Source organism: Bacillus sp. L381, from assembly GCF_030284525.1.
GTDB lineage: Bacteria > Bacillota > Bacilli > Bacillales > Bacillaceae > Bacillus > Bacillus amyloliquefaciens.
Window position 1 is genome coordinate 2,368,035 of the sequence record NZ_CP127224.1, and the last position, 21,645, is coordinate 2,389,679.

Below are 21,645 nucleotides of genomic sequence, written 5' to 3' on the forward strand. Positions count from 1 at the left end.
ATGTTTACATTTCGACTGCCGATCTATTATAATAAACTTCAGATAGACTCTCGGGAGGGGATAAGGAATGAATCGCATGTTCCGGGTGTTAGGATTTTGGACGGGGATTTTTGCAGTAATGTTTTTTTTAGGCGGCATGAAGGACGCATCTCTTTTGTTTTTTGGACAGACGATCTTTTTCGTGTTTCTTTCTTATTTGAATCTGACTGAGCGGATGTATATTTATATTTTCGGAGCTTACTTAACCGTATTTTTCGCCGGATTTACATATTACTCTATTTTTATTATGACACCGGGCGGCGGAACCCACTGACTAAAAAAGACAGACCGATGACGGTCTGTCTTTTTTCATTTACAGTGAAAAACCATTGATAAACGGGTTTCTCTCCTGCTCTGTCTGGATGTCCGTTTCCGGGCCGTGCCCGCTTAACACAAGTGTATGCCCGGGCAATGTGAGCAATTTTTGATGGATGGAATCTAGCAATACGTCCTGACTTCCTCCATGTAAATCCGTGCGGCCGATGCCCCCCTGAAAAAGCACATCGCCTGAAATCACAAGATCGGCGTCCTTTACATAATAAGAAACGCTTCCAGGTGAATGACCCGGCGTAAACAGCGTCTCCAAATGGAACGGTCCGATGTCCAAAACGCCATCGCCTTCAATCAGCCGATCAGCGGGCCGTGCCGTGACGGCGATGCCCCGCAATAGGCCTGATCCGTTTAAGGAAGAGTCCTCCAGCCACTTTTCTTCATTTTTGTGAAGATACACGGGAACATCCCATCTGTCTCTTACCTCGTCAAGCGCGCCGATATGGTCAAAATGGGCGTGCGTCAGCAAGACGGCAAGCGGCTTCAGATTGTTTTCTTTTATGTAATTGTTGATTTTGTCCGCTTCCCCGCCCGGATCAAAAATAAGACAGGACTGATCCTCACTGACGAGAAAATACGCGTTTGCCTGAATCGGACCGGCCGGCATTCGTCTCCATTTCACTTTCATCACCTCTTTATGTATATGCCCTTATTATGAAGGTTTTCTGCGGAAGATTCAATGAATGCGGCTGGGAAAACGCTATCGACAAATAAAATGAAAACGGTTAAAATGAAATGGAAAGATTTTCAGGTTCCAATGACAAAGGGGGAGCATGATGTTACTTGTTGTAATCTTCGGCCTTGTCGCATTATTAGCTGTATTAGGAGTCCTGCGGGCTGTCAGACAGAGAAATATCCTGGGATTTTTGTTAGCCGCCGCCACGCTGGGCGTGTTTGGCTGGTTTACCGTAATGACCGTTATAACCAGCGGCTATCCGACTGCACATTAAAAGCCTGTATCCATTTGGATACAGGCTTATTTTTTATTGCTGCAAATGTTTGCTGACACTTTTGATTTTGCTCTCCAGCGTCGTTTCTTTATCACGTCTGTCATCAATGCGGATATTGGTCGCCACTCTGTTCAGCCCTTTTTGGAACGGGGCTTCGTGAATGTCCTGAATGACTGCAAACAAGTCACTCAGCTCACCTTCAATCAAAGTGTTCATCGGTGTGAGCTGAAATTTGATTTTGCCGGCAGCTTTGTAGCCTTCCAAAATCTTTTGCACGTCCGCTACATACTCACTGACGCTCGGTGTTTTTGTTCCGATCGGAATAATTGTCACATCTGCAATTGCCATTTGATTCAAACTCCTTTTTCATTTGTTATGATTGGTTCTGTCATACCTGTTTTCAGCGAAATCAGACGGTCATACGTAAAGCCGTATAGAGCGTATTCCCCATCCGGTGAGATCTGAATCGGCTCCATTGCCGTATTCGCGATCACCGTCCGCTCCCGTTCGTCCCCTAAGTCAAAGCTGATCAGCCTGTATAAACGGCCCTCCGGCTTAAATGTGTAAAACCGCTTGTGCGTCTGATCGTAATCATATTCCATCGGCGCAAAGCTCTCATACTTTTTTTGAAGAGGAAAGCGGTGTGTCACGGATGCCGGTTTTCGGAAAAGAAACTCGCCGTCGCCGTCTGATTGATCAGTTTGTCTGACGGCAATCGTCATACCCAGGCGGGAATCGGCCCAGATGACGTGATGAAGCACTCTTTTTTCTTTTTTCGTCTGCAAGTCATAAGAATATAAAGGACCCTCTTCTTCCGTTTTCCCTTGCTTGATATATTGAAATTCATCAGAAGCCGTCCAATGGACAAAAGGTGTCTGAACCGGACTCATGTTTAAAATGCCGTTTTTCATATCGGCCGTATAGGTTGTGAAGTCCCATGTTTCAGTAAAAACGGTAATCATCATTTGATACGGGTCATACGGATTCCAAGCCGTCTCCAGCTCATAAGAGTTAAAGGCTTTGTAATAAAGTCTTTTCCCCTCCTTGTTCATAAGCACAAGCTCCGTCTGCCCGCTGTTTGTCACCTGAACGAGAATCAGCTGTTTTTTCGGGCTGATCTTTACATTGACAATATGGCCCTTTGTTTCATAGAGCCGTTCGGATTTTCCGCTGAAAAGGTCATATTTCATCAGCTGATGATGCACTGTATACAGAATGGTTCTGTTATCCAGCCATCCTTCCGCTTTCTCCGCTTCATTTTTACTGAGCGGAACGATTTTCTGTTCTGCTGATTTTGCCGAAACGCCTGTGTCATGCTGCTGATGAGATGGTTCACAGGCCGCTAAACACAGAACGAATGCGGACAGCAGAACACAAAACAAGTATCTCACCAGCCTTCCCCCCATTCTTTTCTATTGTCCCATATTTGTTTATGTAAACAAATGAGAAATTTCACAGATGTCTCAAAAAACGAGCGACCTCCACAAAATGCCTTCCGTCGCTTGATAAATATCAGCAAACTGATGAAAAGGCAAAGGGTTTTTTCCCTTTCCAAGTTCAACGGTATAGCCCTCTTTTCCGTATTGCTGTATAAACCAATCTCTAAAACCGGCATGGCTGTCAATGGTTTTTACACCTTGATAGCGGTTTCCGCTTATCTCTTCAAACTCCCGGATGACCTGAGCTGATTGTTCCGGTTCACATCCTTCGTATCCCCAATAAATCTCTTCTCCCTGCGTATGGAGAGCGATCACCCTGTCAGGCGGCTGTTCGGTTATCAGCCGGTGCATCGCCTGCGCTTCCGGTTCAGTGAGCGGCGCCATGCCCGGAAAATCCCGGTACGAAGGGGCTTTCGGTTTGCGCCTCTGTTCAATGTCCCAATTGGATGGGAAATGTTTATTTAAATCAACGCCGTTTATATTCGCCTTCCATTCGCGGAAATCCGGGCGGTACTCATTTAACTCATTAAGAAATTCACTTTTTTCTGATAAATCTTCACATCCGTAAAGTACGAGATCAACACCGTCGGGATTTACGAGCGGAACGAATGACAGTGATGTACGGCTGAATATATCAAGCGCGGAATGCCCAAAAACCGTCTTGTTTTCGCATAACGCCGCGCAATATTCTTTACACCATTTTAGCGCAACCGAGGTGGTGATCCATTCATTAGCATGAAAAGAGGCATTTACATGCACTTTTCTTTCGGCTGTATCCGCACCTATTTTCAGCTCATAAAGCGGTTTTCCCAACACGGAACTGCCGATTTTACGGCACGTGACAAACGGAAAGACATCCGTTATTTTCTCAATTTCTTCGAAAACCGATTGAGCGCCGTACACTTTTTCTTCCTTCACCCATTGATCACTGGAAAGAACGCTTTTACAGCGCCGGATATATTGCGAAAGCCCGCTCAGCGTCCCGATAGTACCCTCTGACTGCCCGCTCATGACAAAGCCGGGACAAAATAATTCCTCGCTTTCCGCCGTTTTATTGGCGTCTTTCAACAGTTTTTCATCAATTGAAAGCACCTTTGCGACAGCTTTCATATGATGTTTCATTTCAGGTTTGACACGAATTCCCGCCATGTTCATCCCCCTTTTTTAAAAACTATATGACGTGGGAGATAAAAAAAGAAAGCCGCCCGCTATATGGGCAGGCAGACTTTCTCTAGCAGTTTTGATATTTAAGCCATTCATTTTTGGCAATCCACGCCCCGCCGATGACTCCGGCGTCATTTCCAAGTGCCGCAATGGAAATATCAGCCGCTTCCGCAGAACGCGGGAACGCGGTGATTTTGAAGGTCTCTTCCACTTTTGACCGCAGTATTTCACCTGCTTTGGAGACGCCTCCGCCGAGCACGATTTTCGTCGGGTTCATGGCGCTTGCCAGGTTTCCGAGCACAAGGCCTAAATGTTTTGCGACATAATCGACGACTTCCAGCGCTGTCTTATCCTGCTGTTTTGCCGCTTCGAACACGTCACGTGCCGTGAGATCGCGCACTTGCAGGAGCGAAGAGTCGGAAACCGCTGCAAGCTTTTCTTTCGCGATGCGGACGATGCCGGTTGCTGACGCAATCGTTTCAATACAGCCGGATTTCCCGCAGTTGCACGGGGCCCCGCCTTCCGGGATACTGCAAATATGACCGATTTCTCCGCCTGCACCGTTTTTACCGTGAACGATTTCTCCGTTGACGATGATGCCTCCGCCGACTCCGGTTCCAAGCGTCACTAAAATGACATCTTTAGCCCCGTCGCCTGCACCTTTCCACATTTCTCCGAGCGCCGCGATATTAGCATCGTTTTCAATGACGGCCGGAATACCCGTTTCCGCCTCGAGATGGTCTTTCAAGGGATAGTTTTTCCACCCCAGATTTGTCGTCTCATAAACCATCCCCGTCGCCATTTCCACGGGTCCGGGCGCCCCCATGCCGATCCATTTTACGATCCGTTTCGGCTTATTCAATTCTTCTAGTTTCTGGTCTAGCGCTTTAGCGATCGTGACCGTAATTGTGTTTCCTGATTTATCGGTCGGAACCTCCCATTTGTGCTGAATTTCACCGTACATGTTGATAAAGGCCAGCTTGATGGTTGTTCCGCCAAGATCAATCCCCGCAAACCATGTCTCTTCCATAATGATCTCCTTTTCTTATTAAATCCTGCTGTTGGACCTTCCTTTGATCCGTTCTGATTCCTGTTGAAGAACTCCGGCGGCTTTCAGCCATAATTCTCTTTCAATCACGTTTGACAAGTACATCTCCTTTAATTCATCTTTCATAAAGTCAATTTCGGCTTGTCTGTCACCGAAATAAACGATATGGCCGAATGACTTAAACAGCTGCTGCACGTCATAAAATGAATTCATCTTCTTCACCATTTCCACTCTTCTTATGAGTATAAGCGTATTTCATCTCTGAAGCGGGCGTCAAGTAAAAAACGATTGGAGAAAATATCCTAGCGGCATTTTGATAAAATGTATATTCATAATTGTAAAAAAACACTCATTTATGCGTTTTTCTGTTACAATACTTTCGTGCCCAAAAGCACAAAAGGATTAAAGTTTGATGGGGTGTTGTTTTGAAACAAGAAAAAAGGCTGACGTTCATCTCAGCCATCAGTTTATTTGTCTTGATGTTAGCAGTCATTATTTCCTGCCTGTTTTTCTTTCATACGGAGCCGCATATGCCGCTGTTTTTTTGCGTCATTATTCTGGCTCTGGCAGGCTTGTGGCTCGGTTTCTCGTGGGACAGTCTTGAAAAAGGAATTGTCAACGGATTGAAAAACGGAGTACAGCCGATTATCGTGCTGTCTTTGATCGGTGTGCTGATCGGCGCCTGGATGTACAGCGGTGCCATTCCCACCGTCACCGTTTACGCTTTATCGATTATACAGCCGAGTCAGCTGCTTTTGACCGCATTATTTTCCTGCATGATCATCAGCACGCTTGTCGGCTCAAGTCTGACAACTGTCAGTACAATCGGCGTCGCGCTGTTAGGGGTAGCAAGCGCGGCGGGTGTTCCGCTCGAATGGACGGCGGGAGCAGTCATTTGCGGGGCTTGTTTCGGTGATAAAATGTCACCGATGTCCGACACGACGAATTTTGCCGCCGGAATCGGCGAAATTCCGATTTTTAAACATATCCGCCATATGATGGGCACGACCGTTCCGGCACTGCTGATTACAATTGTTCTCTTTTATATTCTCGGTTCATCCATTTCAATAAATGCCGCTTCAACGCAAAATATTGAGGCGGTCATTTCCGGAATTAAACAGGCCGTGCACGTTACGCCTTGGTCGCTACTTTCACCTCTGTTGGTAATCATTCTGGCGGTCAGACGGGTTTCCGTTATTCCGGTGCTTACCGCCGGTATTATTTCCGCTGGGATTCTGACGGCTGTTTTCATTCCTGACAGCAGCGTTCAAGGATTTATTTCCGCTCTGCAAAGCGGCACGGCATTTAAAACCGGCGATGAGGCTGTAGCCAGCATTATCAACAGAGGCGGGCTCCAATCCATGATGGGTTCCGTCTCTCTGATCATGATTGCCTTTGCGCTCGGCGGCCTGATGGAAAAAACGGGCCTGATCGCAGCACTGCTTCAAGGATTGATAAAAGGCGTGCATACGAAAGGACGGCTTGTCTTGGCGACCGTCTTCTCAAGCATAGGCGTAAATCTCGCGACAGGCGAGCAGTACTTGTCAATTTTAATTCCGGGTCAGTCCTATAAACCTTTATATGACAGGCTCAGCATTAAGCGGATTCACCTTGCGCGGTCGCTGGAGGACGGCGGAACATTGATCAACCCGCTGATTCCATGGGGAGTAAGCGGCGCTTTTATGGCAAGCGCATTAGGGGTTCCCGTCATCGACTACCTGCCGTTTACCTTTTTCCTGTACATTTCTCCGATGATCTCAATCCTGCTCGGTTTCCTGAAAAAAAACTGACAATCCGAAGAAACCTGCCGTCTTTTTCCCGGCAGGTTTTTTCATGCAAAAAATCCCGCTGAAGAAACGGGATTTGTTTAAAATGCCTGCTGAATGAACTTATTTCTGATAAACGGTATTTTTAAAAAGAGATGAATAAACGACCGTCTGATCCCCGGCTGGCTGAGCACGCTGTTCATCAGACGATAGCGGTTTTGGTAAACAGCTAAAACAGATACGGCGCATAGTGAGTAGATCAACAATTTTTTCATCTTATCCCTCCTGCCCCTATCGTTTGTCAAACAGCAAAAATTATTCCGGTGCAAGACGTTTTTTATGCGATTAAGCGATGGTTTCAGATTCAGTCACGATCGTATCGACCGGAATATCGTGGGGCATGCGGGGAATTCGGTCCGTCAGCTGGCAGTCAAAGAGAAGCGATACGGTACGGCCGTCATAGCCGGTCAGGAACCTGTCATAATATCCTCCGCCGTATCCGATTCTGAAGCCTTCCCGGTCAAAAGCTACACCTGGCACAAGTACAAGATCAATGTCTTTTTGGGCCACTTTTTCCGTCAGGCTTTCGATCGGTTCACTAAGGCCTGCATATACGGTTTCCAGCTGATCATCCCCAGAAAATGTACGGAACTCCATTGCTCCCGTTTTTGGGAAGCATTTCGGGATACAGACTTGTTTCCCCTCTTTCCAAGCCTGTTCAATAATCGGCCGTGTCGGGATTTCCAAGCGTTTCGAGACGGTAACGGCGATCATGCGGGCTTGTTTCCATTCTTTTAAAGAAAACAGCGTTTCACGCATGCTGCGGCATTTTTCCTCCCATTCACTTTCTGTTATATCAGAAAGCTTTGCTTTTATATCGGTTCTGATTTGTGCTTTCACGTTCCTCAAACCTCCCTGAAAGACAAAAAAGCCAGAACTTTATTGAAAGCTCCAGCTTTTTTCCGCCGTTTTAAACAGCTTATTTTGTTTCACGGTGTAACGTAGATTTTTTATCACGTGGGCAATATTTTTTAAATTCAACGCGGTCCGGATTGTTGCGTTTGTTCTTTTTAGAAATATAGTTACGCTCACCACATTCAGTGCAAGCCAAAGTAATATTAACGCGCATTATTTTCCCTCCAAACTAAATATCATTTACTTATTCAGACTTATATATAATACCACTATAATGGACGGAATGCTAGAGCTGATTTACATGAAATGTTGTTTAAGTGCAGAAAACATCAGTTTACGCTTCTGATCCCCTGAATGAGCTTGCGCAAGACGGATACAAAATATGACGAAACAGGACAAAAAAGGACATTCACATGCGAAATCTATAGAGAAATATCCGTTTGCTCCCCGAATAAAAAAGATTTCCCGACAAAATTCCGTTTTTTTCTCTATTTCCTTTAGAATGGCGGCGTTTTATGGTATAAAAAAGAAGGGCAAATTAATAATAGAAGGTGATGAAACGTGGAAATTGCTATTATTGCGTTGTTTATCGTCAGTATAGCGCTTATTGCATTCTCATATTCTCAAAGAGATCCGATGAAAGACGTGGAACAGGAGCTTGAAACGCTTCAGCTTTCCGCCATGCAGGAAATTTACAAGTTAAAAAAGAAAATGACGGTGCTTGAAGAAGAATTGCTGGAAACCAACCTCGTGATCCGCAAAGCCAAAAGCAGCGGTATTAACCAAAAAATCGCCAAACAAATCATTTCAAAATATAACAACGGGATGTCTGCCGAAGCCATCGCAAAGGCGGAGCACGTGTCTGTCGAGGACGTCAATACCATTATTAAAGATAATGAGAAGGTGCTCGTATGACAAAACGTGGCATTCAGGCTTTTGCAGCAGGCATGATTTTAGCGACGGCCGTCCTCGCCGCTGTCTTTTATTTGACTGACCATGACCAGGCAGCTGCCGTTAAAACTGAAAAAACAGCATTAACAGAAAAAGAAGTAAACAGCTACCTCGACTCTCAGCAAAAAGTCTCTGTCAAACGGGATGACTATCAAAAACTGCTTGACTCTAAAGAAAAATCGCTGAGCAACGATCAAAACTCAGACGCCAAAAAGAAAAAGGTAACATATAAACTGACGATTAAAGACGGAATGAGCACTGCTGATGTGTCATCCATTCTCGAAAAAGAAGGGATTATTCCTTCAGCGAAGGACTTTAATGATTACGTAATTGACGCGGGCTACCACAAAGAAATCCGTGCCGGCCATTTCAAAGTCGACTCAGATATGAGCTTCAAGAAAATCGTCAAAATATTAACCCGCTAAAAAAGCTTGCAGGCATCGTCCATTCAGATGGATACGGCCAGCAGGCTTTTTTAATGAGCAATATAAAACGGACCCGGTCTATGGCCGGGCCCGTTTTTTCATCCGAATTTTCCGCTGATATAGTCATGCGTTTTTTGATGATCCGGCTGTGAAAAGATTTTTCCCGTATCGCCCCACTCTACCAGTTCGCCCATATAGAAAAACGCGGTTTGGTCAGAGACCCTCGCAGCCTGCTGCATATTGTGCGTCACAATGACAATTGTGTACTTTTCTTTCAAAGTCAAAATCAGCTCTTCTATTTTCCGGGTGGACACGGGGTCGAGGGCAGACGTCGGTTCATCCATCAGAAGGACATCCGGTTTTGTGGCGAGCGCCCTTGCGATGCACAGCCGCTGCTGCTGGCCGCCCGACAGTGAAAGCGCCTGCTGGTGAAGACGATCCTTCACTTCATCCCAGAGCGCTGCTGCCTTTAAAGATTCCTCGGCGATTTCAAGCAGTTTCTTTTTATTTTTTTCGCCGTGTATTCTCGGGCCGTACACAACATTTTCAAATATGGACTGCGGAAACGGATTGCCTTTTTGAAACACCATACCGATCTGTTTTCTTAATTCTGCCGCATCCGTCTTCTCCTTCAGCAGATTGCGTCCGTTATAGATCATGTCACCTGTCACTTTGACATTCGGAGCCATTTGCAGCATTAAGTTTAATGTTTTAATAAAAGTGGATTTTCCGCAGCCGGACGGACCGATGATGGCAGTTACCTTCCGCTCCTCAAACCCGATCGTGATGTCTTTTAAAGCTTGATGAGCCCCGTACCATACGTTCATGCCGTGAATATCAAATAAATTCTGTGTGTGCACCGCTTCTTTCACAACGCTCACGGTCCTTCCCCCTATCCGAACTTTCCGTTAATATAGTCATCTGTCTTTTGCTCCTTGGGACTCGTAAATATCTGTTCCGTCTGCCCGTATTCCACTACTTCTCCGTTTAAAAAGAAAGCCGTGCGGTCAGACACCCTCAGGGCCTGCTGCATGTTATGCGTAACGATAATAATCGAATAATCTTTCTTCAGTTCAGTCAGCAGCGTCTCGATTCTGGCGTTTGAAATGGGGTCCAGAGCTGAGGCCGGCTCATCTAAAAGAAGCACGGCGGGTTTCATCGCAAGCGTACGGGCGATACACAGCCGCTGCTGCTGGCCGCCTGATAACGAAAGAGCCGATGAATGAAGCCGGTCTTTGACTTCATCCCAAAGCGCCGCCTTCGTTAAACTTTCTTCTACAGCTTCATCCAAAACGGCTTTTCTGCGTTCACCCGCATACTTGAGCGCATGTGTGATGTTATTGTAAATGGATTTCGGGAACGGATTCGGTTTTTGAAACACCATACCGATCTCCCGTCTGAGAGACACGACATTAATCTCATCTCCCAGAATATTCAGTCCTTCATAAAGGATATCCCCCTCGCTTCTCGCAGAAGGGATGGCATCATTCATTCTGTTAATCTGTCTCAGAAATGTTGATTTACCGCAGCCGGACGGACCGATCAGAGCCGTCACCGCATGTTTTTCAATATCCATGTTTACATGTTTAACCGCTTGTTTGTCACCGTAATAAATTGATAAATCATTCACTTCCAAAATCGAAGACTCCGGCGATCGCTTTGTCTGTTCGGATTGTTCCCTTACGATGTGATCTATCATGTTTTCGCCTCTTTTCGATTAATTTGCCGTAAGCTTTTTATAAATGGCAGATCCGAGCCATCTTGCACAAAGGTTAAACAAGAGCACCGAGATCACCAGCACTGCCGAGCCGCCGTTTGCAATCGCTTCTGCATCGGGAATGATCCCCTGCGTATTGACACTCCATATATGAACCGCCAGCGTCTCAGCCGGCCTGAAAATGTTTAAAGGAGAGGCTTCTGAAAACGGGTTCAAATCCGTAAAGTTCAGACGCGGCGTTGTCAGCCCCGCTGTAAATAACAATGCCGCCGCTTCTCCGAACACTCTTCCTGATGCCAAAATGGCTCCGGTTAAAATCGAAGGAATCGCACTCGGAATCAGCACAGTTTTGACGGTATGCCATCTCGATACGCCTAAAGCGAGAGAAGCTTCTTTCAGCTCCTTAGGAACTGCGGTGAGCGCGCCTTCTGTCACCCGAACCATTACGGGAAGGTTAAAGACCGTTAATGCGAGCGCGCCGCCGATAATCGTGTAGCCCCATCCGGTCAGGTTCACAAACATCAGCATGCCGAACATCCCGATCACAATGGACGGAAGCGACGATAGAACTTCAATACACGTTCTGATAAAATCTGTGACTTTATTTTGCGGCGCATATTCAGCCATAAAGACGCCGCCCCCCACACCAAGCGGTATCGTGATCAGCATGGTGATAAACAGAATGTAAAAGGAGTTAAAAAGCTGATCCCGTATCCCGCCGCCGGACGCGATGGCGCTCGATTTTGACGTAAGAAAATGCAAGGTGATTTCAGAGACGCCGTGAATCAGAATATACAAAAACAATCCTGCCAAAATCGCCGCGATCACAGCGGCGCATAAACCGAATACACCGGTGGCCAATTTATCCGTCATTTTCCGGTTCATTACACTTTCCTCCTAGATGACAAGTAGCGTATGAGCAATATAAACAGAAACGACATAATGAGAAGAACAAGCCCCATCGACCATAACGTATTATTTTCAATACTGCCGTATGTGGTATGGCCCATGTTTAAGGTGATTATCGTCGTTAATGTTCCCGCCGTATCAAGCAGGCTTTCCGGCAGAAGCTTTGTATTTCCGATGACCATCTGTACGGCGAGAGCTTCTCCGAACGCTCTTGCCATCCCGAGCACGACAGCGGTCAGCAATGTCGGAAACGCCGCCGGGATGAGCACCTTCCTGATTGTCTGCCATCTCGTCGCACCAAGCGCATATGAACCGTCGCGAAGGTGTTTCGGAAGTGAAGCAAGCGCATCAGCGGAAATCGACGTAATGGTCGGCAGAATCATAACCGAAAGCACGATCGTTCCCGCCAGAAGGCTGTGACCCGTTCCGCTTGATTTAAAAGAGCCGATAAACGGAACCAATACTGTAAGACCTATGAATCCATAAACGACGGACGGAATGCCGACAAGCAGCTCAATTACCGGCTGCAGCACCTTTTTCCCCCAAGTCGGCGCAATTTCCGTCATAAACACGGCACCCGCGATACCGAGGGGCGCTGCGATCAAGGCGGAAAGAACCGTGACCGCAAATGATCCGAAAATAAAAGGCAGCGCGCCGAACTCAGGCTTTGCCTGGGTTGGATTCCAATTCAGACTTGTTAAGAACTCAATCGGGCTTACACCATTTACAAAAAAAGATTGCAGCCCCTTAATGCCGAGAAAGATTGTGATCGCCGCTGATGCCGCAATGATAATCGCCGCACAGACAGACACAATCACTCTTCCGCGGACTTCATCCAATTGCCTGTTTTGTTTTGAGCTTATTAAGCGTTCGCTTACTGACTCTTTTTCTCTGTGATTTATCATTTGTTTACACTCCTATAAAGAAGAAGAGGCGGGGAGCCCGCCCTCCCCTCAGCTTTGCTTGCCGTTTGCGTCACGTGTGACTTTCATATCAGAGATCGGAATGTAGCCCTGATCTTTTACGATACTTTTCTGAACATCATCACTGTTCAAATAGTCAAGAAATGTTTTTGTCAGGCCTGACGCATCACCTTTCGTATAAGAGTGCTCGTAAGCCCAAATCGGATATTCGCCTGTGACGACATTTTTCTCTTCCGGTTTGATGCCGCCGATCGATAAAGGCGTTACTTTATCATCGTTTATATAAGAGAATGCCAGATAACCGATTGCTCCCGGTGTTTCCGCAATGATTTTTTTGACTGTATTGGAGGAATCCTCCGTGATGCCCTCTGCCGGCTCTGCTCCGTCAAGAGCGTATTTGACGAATGTAGCGCGTGTTCCTGATGAATCTGGACGGTTTACGAGTGTAATCTTTTGATCTTTACCGCCAAGCTCTTTCCAGTTTTTGATTTTGCCTGTAAAGACGTCTGCCAGCTGTTTTTTGGTTATATCCTTCACGCCCGCACCCGGGTTAACCGCAGCCGCCATCGCTACTACCGCTACACGGTGATCTTTTAGGGCTTTCGCATCAATGCCTTCTTTTTCTTCGGCAAAAACATCTGAGTTGCCGATTTGCACTGCGCCTTCAGACACTTGTGAAAGACCTGTTCCTGAACCTCCCGCTTGTACCTGCACATCAGCATCCGGATGTTTTTCCATAAACTTTTCCGCCGCTGCCAGTACTAACGGCTGCATGGCTGATGAACCAGAAATGGTTAAAGAACCTGATGCTTTTTTATCCTCACTTGCAGATTGGCCGTCCGTCTTGCCGCTTTCCTTTGCATTTCCGCATGCTGCAGCAACGATCATAACAGCAGCCATCAGAAGCATAAGCATCCATTTGTTTTTTTTCATTTCCTGAATTCCCCCTGCGTTTAATGTGTAATTTGTCCTACACGTATAGAGTAAAGGGTTCGTGTAAAATGCGTATAAATCAAATGTTAAGGTTTTGTAAATCCAGATGTTTTTTTGTATAAAAAAAACGCCCACAGGTTGTGAGCGTTTTTTCTATCAGTTATTTGTATTGCCGTTTTCAGCGTCTTCCTGAATTTTATCTTCGTTTTTTTGCTTCGTATTATTATCTTCTTGCTTCTTTTTCAGCTCGAAGTATTTGTCCAGGGCTGCTCTTCCTATATCATCCGTAATCGAATATCGATCGCTGTAATTAATATAGGCCCAAGGAACGACTACAGAAATAGCAACTTCCGGATTATCAGCAGGTGCATAAGCGACAAGAGTCGTATTATATGTTGCTTCGCCCGTCTCTGATTTGTCCGGACCGTCATAGAAAGATTGTGCCGTTCCCGTTTTACCGGCAGGACTGTATTTCGCAGTCGCAAAATCAGTTGCGGCTGTCCCTTTCGTCATGACGCGTCTGAAACCCGCCTGCACTTCTTTGATGTCTGCGTTATTCATATCAATCTTGTTCAGTACTTGAGGCTGAACAGACTGCACAACGGCGCCGATTCCTTTTTTCGAATCAGGCTGTCTGACCTCTTTTACAAGCTGAGGTTTCACACGATAGCCTCCATTGGCGATTGTTGATACATACTGCGCCATTTGCAGCGGTGTAAACGTATCATACTGTCCGATGGCAAAGTCTAACAGAAGACCGGAAATTCGCTGTGTCCCTTGATACCCTGTCGCTTCATTCGGAAGGTCAATTCCAGTCTTAACTCCCAGTCCGAACTGATTGAAGTAGTATCTGAAAGTATCAAATGCCTTCATATCAAGCGGCAGGGACTGACCTTTTTTGTACTCCCCTTTACCGACGGCAATCGCCGTTTTGAACATGAATACGTTTGATGATTCCTGAAGCGCTTTTTGGATGTCTACGGGACCTAAATTCGTCCATGATTTTTTCGGGTTTTTACTTCCCTTGAAATACATAGGTTCATCCTGAAAAACGGTGTTCAAATTAATCGCGCCCGTCTGGAGTCCCGTCAATACCGTCGCACCTTTGACCGCCGATCCCATTGCATAGGAGGAAGTCATTGCGCCGAGGGCATAATCATTAATTTTGTACTTTCCATGGTCATTCGTAATCTGTTTGCCGGCCATAGTCAGCACTTCGCCGTTTTTCGGGTTCATCATGACGACAAAGGCCCGATCAAGAAGCTTCGTGCTCGGTCTCGCTTTTGCCGACCTTAAATTTTTCTCAATGATTTTTTCAACGGACTTCTGCAGATCCATATCAATGGATAAAACCAAGTCCTTACCTGCCTGTCCTTTTGAAATCACTTTGCTGCCCGTGACATTTCCGGATGAGTCGGTCAAGTTCTGCACTTTCTCTTTTTGTCCCTGCAGCAGGTCTTCATATTGATATTCTAAATAGCTTTTCCCGACCCTGTCATTCCGGCTGTAGCCGAGTGACAGATAGTGATCCAGCAGGTTGGACGGAAGGCCTTCGTTCGCACTGGACACACTGCCGAGCAATGTGCGGATCAGGCTTTTATAAGGATAAGACCGTTCCCAGTCAGACGTCACGTCAACCCCCGGCAGTTCATCTAAATGTTCGCTGACGACGGCCATTTCTTTAGCCGACACACCTTCATTTTTGATGTATTGAGGCGTCAGTGAGTAGCCTGAATCCATCTGCCTTTTGATCGCAAGGACCTGCATATCTTTTGAAGTGAGTTCGTTCAGCTGTTTGTCCGTGATCCGTTTCAACTGGAGCTGGTATAAATCATCGTCAGACAGCTTTTTGTCCTCAGCTTTTTGCTTTTCTTTAGCCGTAATCAGTTTTTTTGCCTCATCAGGCCTTGTTAACATCCAATAGTCTTTTTTGTCCCGTTCAGTCACCTTTTTGGTGCTTACCTTAATCATACCAGACAATTTTTTTGCGATTTTTAAACGCTGTGCCTGGGTGGTTGAGGCTGAACGTGTATATGTAATCGCATTTAATGCTTTATTCGTTACGATGGGATTAAGGTTCCGGTCGTATATTTTCCCTCTCGGAACCGCCGTGCTGACATCAGACTCCTCTTGCTTGTTGGCGGCGTTTTTATAGTCATCACCCTGAACGATCTGCTTGATGCCAAGCTCGACGATAATCCACGTGAAAATAAGAAACGCGGCCAAAAACAAAAAATTAAGCCGGATCGGCAGTGATTTTTTCTTTTCTTTGTTTATTGCTATTTTCTTTTTATTTCTCCTCATGACATCACCTTTTCTTATTTACAGAAAGAAATGACACCCTTTGTTCAGGTGCCATTTTTCATTCTAAAGGTTTTTTCGATATTTTTCTACAGATAACCCTTTTATCTTTCTCCTTTTATAAAATTCGGTTCAGCCGCCCGTTTTTGTCGGTCTTCTTCCACTGTTTCATCAGAAGTTTCCGGATCCAGTTTGATGTCTTTTATAAAGTAATAAATCAGCGGATGGCCGGCTCCGAGCAGCACGAGTGCCGTCGGTATCCCCACTTTTTCCTTCAGCAATGTAACGATTAAAAGGAAGCACAGGATGGAAACGATCCGGCCTGCATTTAAAAACAATTCCCTGAGCACAATGTATTCAATTCTGGCCTTTCTGGCAAGCCGCGCCCGGCCTATCACATCATATGTAAGCGAGACATACGGCACAAGCAGAACGGGATAGCCGATGGCAATAAATACTCCGTACATAAGAAGCGTTGTGAAGCTCATATGAAAAATAATGAGAAACAGGGCGCCGTACACAATCAATCCGCCGATAAGAATCGCCTTTTTACGCGCTCTTTTTTTGATGAGCCTTGATGCAAAATAATAGGCAAAAAAAGAAACCGCAGAATTAACGAGACCGAACGTCCCGAGCGCCAGCTCACTGTTTGTCGCAATGAACACAAATACGCTGATTAAAAAAACAAAAATCCCTTCTCTCAAGCCTTGAAAAAAGTGCGCGTTGGTAATCCGGCGCCAATTCAGATTTGTGTGGCGCTCCTCAAAAACTTTTTTCAGCATAAACCGGCCTTTCGACTCCCTCCGCTTCAGAAAAAAGCTCATGACCACGGCGAGAGCAAATAAGCCGAGCGACAGGCTGAAAATGACTGTATAACCCGTATTGTTTTCAAGTCTTGAAATGACATATCCGGCCACAATCGGACCGATCATCCCCGCCGATGAAGACAAAATGCCTAAAAATCCGTTAAAAAAATCTCTCGTTTCAGGTTCCGTTATTTCGAAAGTCAGCACATTAAAAGCCAGCCAGTAAAAGCCGTACCCCACTCCAAGCACGGCCCCTATCAAAACGAGACGGGAAGCCGCATTTTGCCCGGCAAGCAGCACACTTAAATAAAAAGCAGCCAAAAAGATAACGCCGAACCTAAGAATAAACACCCTGTCAATTTTTTTAGCCAGCCGCCCCGCCAGCAGAAAGGTAAACGGCTGCATCGTCACGACTGATAAATTGTATATGGCCAAATCAATAAATTTTCCCGACTGCTTCCACAAATACACGTTGACAAACGTATTTGACAGCGCGATGCCCAAAGAGTACAGGCCGCCAATCGTCAATAACAGCAGCAGCCCTTTATTTATTTCGATGTCGCCGATAATTTTTTTTATTTTGCTCATCATTGACTCCCCTTTACTACACATTAGTTTGTCTCACTCAAACTGAGATATGTAAAAGGAATCAAAGTCAATAAAAAAACAAGGCCTCCCGCGGGAGACCTTGTGATGATTTAACTCAATTATTTTGCTTCGCTGTAAAGACGGGCAACTTCATCCCAATTCACAACATTCCAGAAAGCTGAAATGTAATCAGGACGGCGGTTTTGGTAGTTCAGGTAGTAAGCGTGCTCCCAAACGTCAAGACCGAGGATAGGCGTTTTGCCTTCTGAAAGCGGTGAATCTTGGTTTGGCGTGCTTGTAATTTCAAGTTTGCCGTTGTTTACAACAAGCCAAGCCCATCCGGAACCGAAACGGCCGGCAGCTGCTGCAGCGAATTTTTCTTTAAATTGATCGAAGCTTCCGAACGTGCTTTTGATCTCTTCAGCAAGCTCACCAGTCGGTTCGCCTCCGCCGTTCGGAGATAAAAGAGTCCAGAATAAAGAGTGGTTCGCATGTCCGCCGCCATTGTTGCGGACAGCCGTGCGGATATCCTCCGGCACTGCGTTTAAATCAGCAACAAGCTCATCTACAGATTTCTCTGCAAGCGCTGATCCTTCAATCGCTTTGTTTAGGTTTGTAACGTATGTGTTATGGTGCTTCGTATGGTGAATCGTCATCGTTTCCTTATCGATATGCGGTTCTAAAGCATCATAAGCGTAAGGCAATTCTGGAAGTTTGTAAGCCATAATTTTTTTCCTCCTTTAAATATATGTACTGAAATGCCGCTATGCGCGAACTTTTCTAATCTCAATGTAACAAAAGAAAGCATGGTAATCAATGAAAAAGCTCACAATCCGGCGATTCCAGCAGACATACTACACTTTATCCGTTCACAGCCGAAATTAAACCTTCTAAAGCACCGTCCACAAGAAGTATCCGATCATAAAGAGCTGAATGACTCCTTTGGCGACGACGCTTGTTAAAAAGCCGATTAAAGAGCCCAGCCCCACTTTTGCAGCGGATTTAATATCCTTTTGATGAACAAACACCTCAGCGCAGACAGCACCAATAAACGGGCCTAAAATAATGCCTGCCACTGGAATAACAAAGGGCCCTATCAATAATCCGATCGTGCTTCCCCAGATCGCTGCCCTGCTCCCGCCGTACCTTTTAATGCCAAGTAAATTTGACACATAGTCAGCTGCGAATAAAACAGCCGCAAATACCGCCTCAATGAGCCAGAACAGGTAGGAATATGGGCTGAAGGAAAACAAAAATCCGTAAAGGAGAAAACCCGCCACTATAAAAATAACGCTTGGTATCACCGGATACACCAGACCGATAAAAGCAACGGCGAAGACCGCGATGATAATCACCCAATACAAAACGCTCATAACAAAAACACCCTCCTTTGTTTTGCGGAGCGATCACCGCTTTCCGCTTTTTTCTTATTATGTATGATTCCTTATCACCGCTTTAAATACTCTCGCTTGTGTTCATCCCCGGTGAACGATACAATAAGCAACATATACCAGTTTAGGCTAGGAAGTGAAGATGTTGAACATATTTACCGCTTTATTGAAAAGTACATACTCTCCGGCAGATATTGCGAAAACACGCTTTCAGGGGATAGGAAAAGCGATCCTTTATGTATTTTTGCTGTCTGTCCTTTTTACGCTGCCGAGCGCTTATTACCTTAGCTCCGGCACCGTAAACTCAATGAACGGTTTCAAAACCGTGTTAGAAAAAGATTTCCCTGATTTTAAAATTTCAAACGGCGAATTGCAGACGAAAGCCTCCGCCTCCAAGGAAACGGAAGCGAACGGGTTTGTCATCGTGTTTGATCCCACTGATGCTTACGGCGCGAAACAAATAGCGGCGAAACAAAACGCGATCGGCATTTTAAAGAATAAAATGGTGCTTGCCGTAGACGGACAGGCGACAGAAATGAATTATTCATTAATGCCTGCTGATATCACAAAAAAAGAAATCATATCAGCTTTAAACCAAAATAAAACGATGATCGTCACCGTCCTTTCCATTTTGCTGTTTATCATGACGGCAGCCGGCAAATTCATCGAAGTCTCATTTCTCGCCGTCATCGGCCTGATCATAAAAAATGCGCAAAGAAAGACATTGAATTATCAGCAGCTCTGGAAGCTTTCGGCTTATTCCATTACGCTCTCCACCATATTCTTTACGATTATGCGCGCGCTTGTCATTACGGTGCCGAGTGAATTTTTAGTGAATTGGTTTGTAAACTTTATCATCCTTTTCCTCGTCTTAAAAGAGATACCGCCAAGAAAAACAGCTGTGTAAGACTGCCCCCCGGCGGTCTTCTTTTTTGTCATGAACAAAATGGGACAAGCATACAATGAAGTAAAAATGTATGCGGGAGGCGGTTGGAATGAAGCGGCTTACTTTTTTATTCGGCAGTTTATTTGTGATATTTATTATCTTTTACGATCTGAAAATCGGGACGATCCCTGCTCAAGACCTTCCTGCATACGCAGCGGCGGCGGCTCAGCCTGCAAACCAGGAAGCATCATACAGAACGGTTACGGTCAAAAAAGGTGATACGGTGATGTCGATAGTCGGCGCACATAAAGCGCCGGAAGATATTGCGCAAGATTTTGAAACGCTGAATCCGAATGTAAAAGCAAACGCCATTCAGGCAGGCACCGCTTATAAATTCCCCGTCTACCGTAATTAAACGTTAATTTCTTGTCAGTTCGGCAAATACACTGTTACAATATAACATGTAAATAGAAGTTGCCTGACATGTAAAAGGCTCTGCCTGCAAAAGCGGTAACTACAATTAAGGAGCGATTGACAAGTGAGTGAAATCACACATCGTACAAAAACGCGTCCCGTCAAAGTGGGACCTTTAACAATAGGCGGAAATAACGAAGTCGTCATTCAGAGTATGACGACGACCAAAACACACGACGTAGAAGCAACAGTAGCGGAAATCAACCGATTAGCCGAAGCCGGCTGCCAAATTGTCCGGGTTGCATGCCCTGACGAACGCGCGGCTGACGCGATTGCCGACATCAAAAAAAGAATTTCGATCCCTCTTGTTGTCGATATTCATTTTGACTACAAGCTTGCATTAAAAGCAATTGAGGGCGGCGCCGACAAAATCAGAATCAACCCGGGAAACATCGGCCGACGCGAAAAAGTGGAAGCCGTCGTAAAAGCGGCGAAAGAAAAAGGAATTCCGATCCGGATCGGCGTAAATGCAGGATCATTGGAAAAACGCATTTTGGAAAAGTACGGCTATCCGACTGCTGACGGCATGGTTGAGAGTGCGCTTCATCACATTAAAATCTTGGAAGATCTTGACTTCCACGACATCATTGTCAGCATGAAAGCGTCTGACGTCAATCTCGCCATAGAAGCATACGAAAAAGCGTCAAAAGCATTTGATTACCCGCTCCACCTCGGAATTACAGAATCAGGCACGCTGTTTGCCGGAACGGTAAAAAGCGCGGCCGGACTCGGAGCGATTTTAAGCAAAGGAATCGGAAACACGCTTCGGATCTCTCTGAGCGCTGACCCGGTTGAAGAAGTAAAAGTAGCCAGAGAGCTGCTGAAATCGTTCGGTCTCGCTTCAAACGCGGCTACGCTTATTTCATGCCCGACATGCGGACGGATCGAAATTGATCTCATCAGCATCGCAAACGAAGTGGAAGAATACATTTCGAAAGTAAAAGCGCCGATTAAAGTAGCCGTTCTCGGATGCGCTGTTAACGGACCAGGCGAAGCGAGAGAAGCCGATATCGGTATTGCCGGCGCGCGCGGCGAAGGACTGCTTTTTCGCAAAGGCCAAATCGTCCGCAAAGTCCCTGAAGAAACAATGGTCGAAGAGCTGAAAAAAGAAATCGACAAGCTGGCAGAAGAACACTACGCAAAGCTTGAGGCGGAAAAAGCCAAAGCAGAACAAGACACACAAAAAGCTTGACGGATATTCCGCCAAGCTTTTTTTTGTGTTTTAGAAAAACGGTGTAATGAATATGCCCAGCACAAGGGAAACAATACCGATTCCCATCGCCCATCCGCCTAAAGCGCCTGCTCCTCTTCTTCTGGCGATATAGCCGACGATAATGCCGCATGCCCCTAATAAAACAGGGAGCACAAACAGGGAAATGATAGAAATAGCCAATGCTGCATACCCTATTCCCCGGCCTTCACTTACTCCGTCCTGGTTATCATCGCGGTCTGCTGTCCGGTCAGAAGCACGATATGGCTCTGCAATTTCAGCCGCTGTTTCTTCTGAATAAACATCACGCGTGATATCCGTTCCTTCTGATCCATGATCCACATAGTAGTCGTTGCCTTTTCGATTTTCGTAATCGTATGCCACCTTCAATTCCCCCTTTTTCTTTTATGAAAGGAGCTTTTTTAGTTTCCGCGTTTTTTACAGAATCATGTTTGCTAAACTTTGCTGGTATTGTTAATT

27 protein-coding genes are annotated in these 21,645 nt (G+C 45.7%); 8 read left to right on the plus strand and 19 right to left on the minus strand.

Going from position 1 to position 21,645, the window contains the following annotated elements; translation table 11 throughout:
• Positions 1–67: 67 nt before the first annotated feature.
• The gene (locus QRX25_RS12020; protein ID WP_003153078.1) at positions 68–313 is read left to right on the plus strand and encodes a DUF2626 domain-containing protein; all 246 of its coding nucleotides are present in this window, start codon (positions 68–70) and stop codon (positions 311–313) included.
• Between the two features lie 39 nt (positions 314–352).
• On the opposite strand, the gene QRX25_RS12025 is transcribed toward QRX25_RS12020, so the two are convergent.
• A complete protein-coding gene (locus QRX25_RS12025) occupies positions 353–991 on the minus strand; it encodes an MBL fold metallo-hydrolase (RefSeq protein ID WP_065981888.1) in 639 nt (212 codons plus the stop codon).
• A gap of 154 nt (positions 992–1,145) precedes the next feature.
• Between QRX25_RS12025 and QRX25_RS12030 the strand changes: the two genes are divergently transcribed.
• The gene (locus QRX25_RS12030) at positions 1,146–1,319 is read left to right on the plus strand and encodes a DUF2759 domain-containing protein (protein WP_013352878.1); all 174 of its coding nucleotides are present in this window, start codon (positions 1,146–1,148) and stop codon (positions 1,317–1,319) included.
• A gap of 33 nt (positions 1,320–1,352) precedes the next feature.
• Here QRX25_RS12030 and QRX25_RS12035 read toward each other — a convergent pair whose 3' ends face one another.
• The 5 genes from QRX25_RS12035 to QRX25_RS12055 all read right to left on the minus strand — a co-directional run bounded on the left by QRX25_RS12035 (position 1,353) and on the right by QRX25_RS12055 (position 5,195).
• Entirely contained in the window at positions 1,353–1,667 is a 315-nt protein-coding gene (locus QRX25_RS12035) for an MTH1187 family thiamine-binding protein (protein WP_065981889.1), read from the minus strand.
• Between the two features lie 5 nt (positions 1,668–1,672).
• A complete protein-coding gene (locus QRX25_RS12040) occupies positions 1,673–2,710 on the minus strand; it encodes a YqgU-like beta propeller domain-containing protein (protein ID WP_212098477.1) in 1,038 nt (345 codons plus the stop codon).
• A gap of 72 nt (positions 2,711–2,782) precedes the next feature.
• Positions 2,783–3,907, minus strand: coding sequence for a M14 family metallopeptidase (locus QRX25_RS12045; RefSeq protein WP_212098480.1), 1,125 nt, complete (start codon positions 3,905–3,907; stop codon positions 2,783–2,785).
• Positions 3,908–3,989: 82 nt separating this feature from the next.
• Positions 3,990–4,952: a glucose kinase GlcK gene (glcK, locus tag QRX25_RS12050; RefSeq protein ID WP_013352882.1), complete on the minus strand. Its 963-nt coding sequence runs from the start codon at positions 4,950–4,952 to the stop codon at positions 3,990–3,992.
• An 18-nt stretch (positions 4,953–4,970) separates the two neighbouring features.
• The gene (locus QRX25_RS12055) at positions 4,971–5,195 is read right to left on the minus strand and encodes a YqgQ family protein (protein ID WP_014470666.1); all 225 of its coding nucleotides are present in this window, start codon (positions 5,193–5,195) and stop codon (positions 4,971–4,973) included.
• Between the two features lie 200 nt (positions 5,196–5,395).
• Here QRX25_RS12055 and nhaC point away from each other — a divergent pair, with 200 nt between their 5' ends.
• Positions 5,396–6,760 carry a Na+/H+ antiporter NhaC gene (nhaC, locus tag QRX25_RS12060; RefSeq protein WP_212098483.1) on the plus strand — a complete coding sequence of 455 codons (1,365 nt, stop codon included), beginning with the start codon at positions 5,396–5,398 and terminating at the stop codon, positions 6,758–6,760.
• 77 nt (positions 6,761–6,837) lie between these two features.
• Here the strand turns inward: nhaC and yqgO are convergent, their stop codons facing one another.
• From yqgO to rpmG, 3 genes are all read right to left on the minus strand, one after another.
• On the minus strand, positions 6,838–7,011 hold the full coding sequence (gene yqgO / locus QRX25_RS12065) for a protein YqgO (RefSeq protein ID WP_115997645.1): 174 nt from the start codon (positions 7,009–7,011) through the stop codon (positions 6,838–6,840).
• 70 nt (positions 7,012–7,081) lie between these two features.
• Complete coding sequence (locus tag QRX25_RS12070; protein WP_212098485.1) at positions 7,082–7,636, minus strand: 5-formyltetrahydrofolate cyclo-ligase; 555 nt, start codon at positions 7,634–7,636, stop codon at positions 7,082–7,084.
• A gap of 79 nt (positions 7,637–7,715) precedes the next feature.
• On the minus strand, positions 7,716–7,865 hold the full coding sequence (gene rpmG, locus QRX25_RS12075; protein WP_003153056.1) for a 50S ribosomal protein L33: 150 nt from the start codon (positions 7,863–7,865) through the stop codon (positions 7,716–7,718).
• A gap of 347 nt (positions 7,866–8,212) precedes the next feature.
• Here rpmG and QRX25_RS12080 point away from each other — a divergent pair, with 347 nt between their 5' ends.
• On the plus strand, positions 8,213–8,566 hold the full coding sequence (locus QRX25_RS12080) for a hypothetical protein (RefSeq protein ID WP_003153047.1): 354 nt from the start codon (positions 8,213–8,215) through the stop codon (positions 8,564–8,566).
• Positions 8,563–9,027 carry an endolytic transglycosylase MltG gene (locus tag QRX25_RS12085; RefSeq protein ID WP_212098487.1) on the plus strand — a complete coding sequence of 155 codons (465 nt, stop codon included), beginning with the start codon at positions 8,563–8,565 and terminating at the stop codon, positions 9,025–9,027. The genes QRX25_RS12080 and QRX25_RS12085 overlap by 4 nt, the downstream gene beginning before the upstream one ends.
• A gap of 98 nt (positions 9,028–9,125) precedes the next feature.
• On the opposite strand, the gene pstB (QRX25_RS12090) is transcribed toward QRX25_RS12085, so the two are convergent.
• From pstB (QRX25_RS12090) to QRX25_RS12130, 9 genes are all read right to left on the minus strand, one after another.
• A complete protein-coding gene (gene pstB, locus QRX25_RS12090; RefSeq protein WP_013352887.1) occupies positions 9,126–9,908 on the minus strand; it encodes a phosphate ABC transporter ATP-binding protein PstB in 783 nt (260 codons plus the stop codon).
• Positions 9,909–9,919: 11 nt separating this feature from the next.
• A complete protein-coding gene (gene pstB / locus QRX25_RS12095) occupies positions 9,920–10,726 on the minus strand; it encodes a phosphate ABC transporter ATP-binding protein PstB (protein ID WP_013352888.1) in 807 nt (268 codons plus the stop codon).
• Positions 10,727–10,744: 18 nt separating this feature from the next.
• Positions 10,745–11,629, minus strand: a complete 885-nt coding sequence (gene pstA / locus QRX25_RS12100) for a phosphate ABC transporter permease PstA (protein WP_065981894.1) — start codon at positions 11,627–11,629, stop codon at positions 10,745–10,747.
• Complete coding sequence (gene pstC, locus QRX25_RS12105) at positions 11,629–12,558, minus strand: phosphate ABC transporter permease subunit PstC (protein ID WP_013352890.1); 930 nt, start codon at positions 12,556–12,558, stop codon at positions 11,629–11,631. The genes pstA and pstC overlap by 1 nt, the downstream gene beginning before the upstream one ends.
• A gap of 48 nt (positions 12,559–12,606) precedes the next feature.
• Positions 12,607–13,509, minus strand: coding sequence for a phosphate ABC transporter substrate-binding protein (locus QRX25_RS12110; RefSeq protein ID WP_045510545.1), 903 nt, complete (start codon positions 13,507–13,509; stop codon positions 12,607–12,609).
• Between the two features lie 156 nt (positions 13,510–13,665).
• A complete protein-coding gene (gene pbpA, locus QRX25_RS12115; RefSeq protein WP_065981895.1) occupies positions 13,666–15,813 on the minus strand; it encodes a penicillin-binding protein 2A in 2,148 nt (715 codons plus the stop codon).
• A gap of 101 nt (positions 15,814–15,914) precedes the next feature.
• Positions 15,915–17,204 (minus strand): MFS transporter, encoded by a 1,290-nt coding sequence (locus QRX25_RS12120; RefSeq protein ID WP_212098489.1) that lies wholly within the window; start codon positions 17,202–17,204, stop codon positions 15,915–15,917.
• Between the two features lie 119 nt (positions 17,205–17,323).
• Entirely contained in the window at positions 17,324–17,929 is a 606-nt protein-coding gene (gene sodA, locus QRX25_RS12125; protein ID WP_014470669.1) for a superoxide dismutase SodA, read from the minus strand.
• A gap of 165 nt (positions 17,930–18,094) precedes the next feature.
• On the minus strand, positions 18,095–18,577 hold the full coding sequence (locus tag QRX25_RS12130; RefSeq protein WP_013352895.1) for a DUF456 domain-containing protein: 483 nt from the start codon (positions 18,575–18,577) through the stop codon (positions 18,095–18,097).
• A 160-nt stretch (positions 18,578–18,737) separates the two neighbouring features.
• Between QRX25_RS12130 and QRX25_RS12135 the strand changes: the two genes are divergently transcribed.
• The 3 genes from QRX25_RS12135 to ispG all read left to right on the plus strand — a co-directional run bounded on the left by QRX25_RS12135 (position 18,738) and on the right by ispG (position 21,147).
• Positions 18,738–19,502 carry a DUF1189 domain-containing protein gene (locus tag QRX25_RS12135; protein WP_013352896.1) on the plus strand — a complete coding sequence of 255 codons (765 nt, stop codon included), beginning with the start codon at positions 18,738–18,740 and terminating at the stop codon, positions 19,500–19,502.
• Between the two features lie 88 nt (positions 19,503–19,590).
• On the plus strand, positions 19,591–19,896 hold the full coding sequence (gene yqfZ, locus QRX25_RS12140) for a protein YqfZ (RefSeq protein ID WP_115997648.1): 306 nt from the start codon (positions 19,591–19,593) through the stop codon (positions 19,894–19,896).
• A gap of 132 nt (positions 19,897–20,028) precedes the next feature.
• Positions 20,029–21,147, plus strand: coding sequence for a flavodoxin-dependent (E)-4-hydroxy-3-methylbut-2-enyl-diphosphate synthase (gene ispG, locus QRX25_RS12145; protein WP_182425410.1), 1,119 nt, complete (start codon positions 20,029–20,031; stop codon positions 21,145–21,147).
• Between the two features lie 30 nt (positions 21,148–21,177).
• Here ispG and QRX25_RS12150 read toward each other — a convergent pair whose 3' ends face one another.
• Entirely contained in the window at positions 21,178–21,555 is a 378-nt protein-coding gene (locus QRX25_RS12150) for a DUF308 domain-containing protein (RefSeq protein WP_115997649.1), read from the minus strand.
• Positions 21,556–21,645 lie beyond the last annotated feature (90 nt).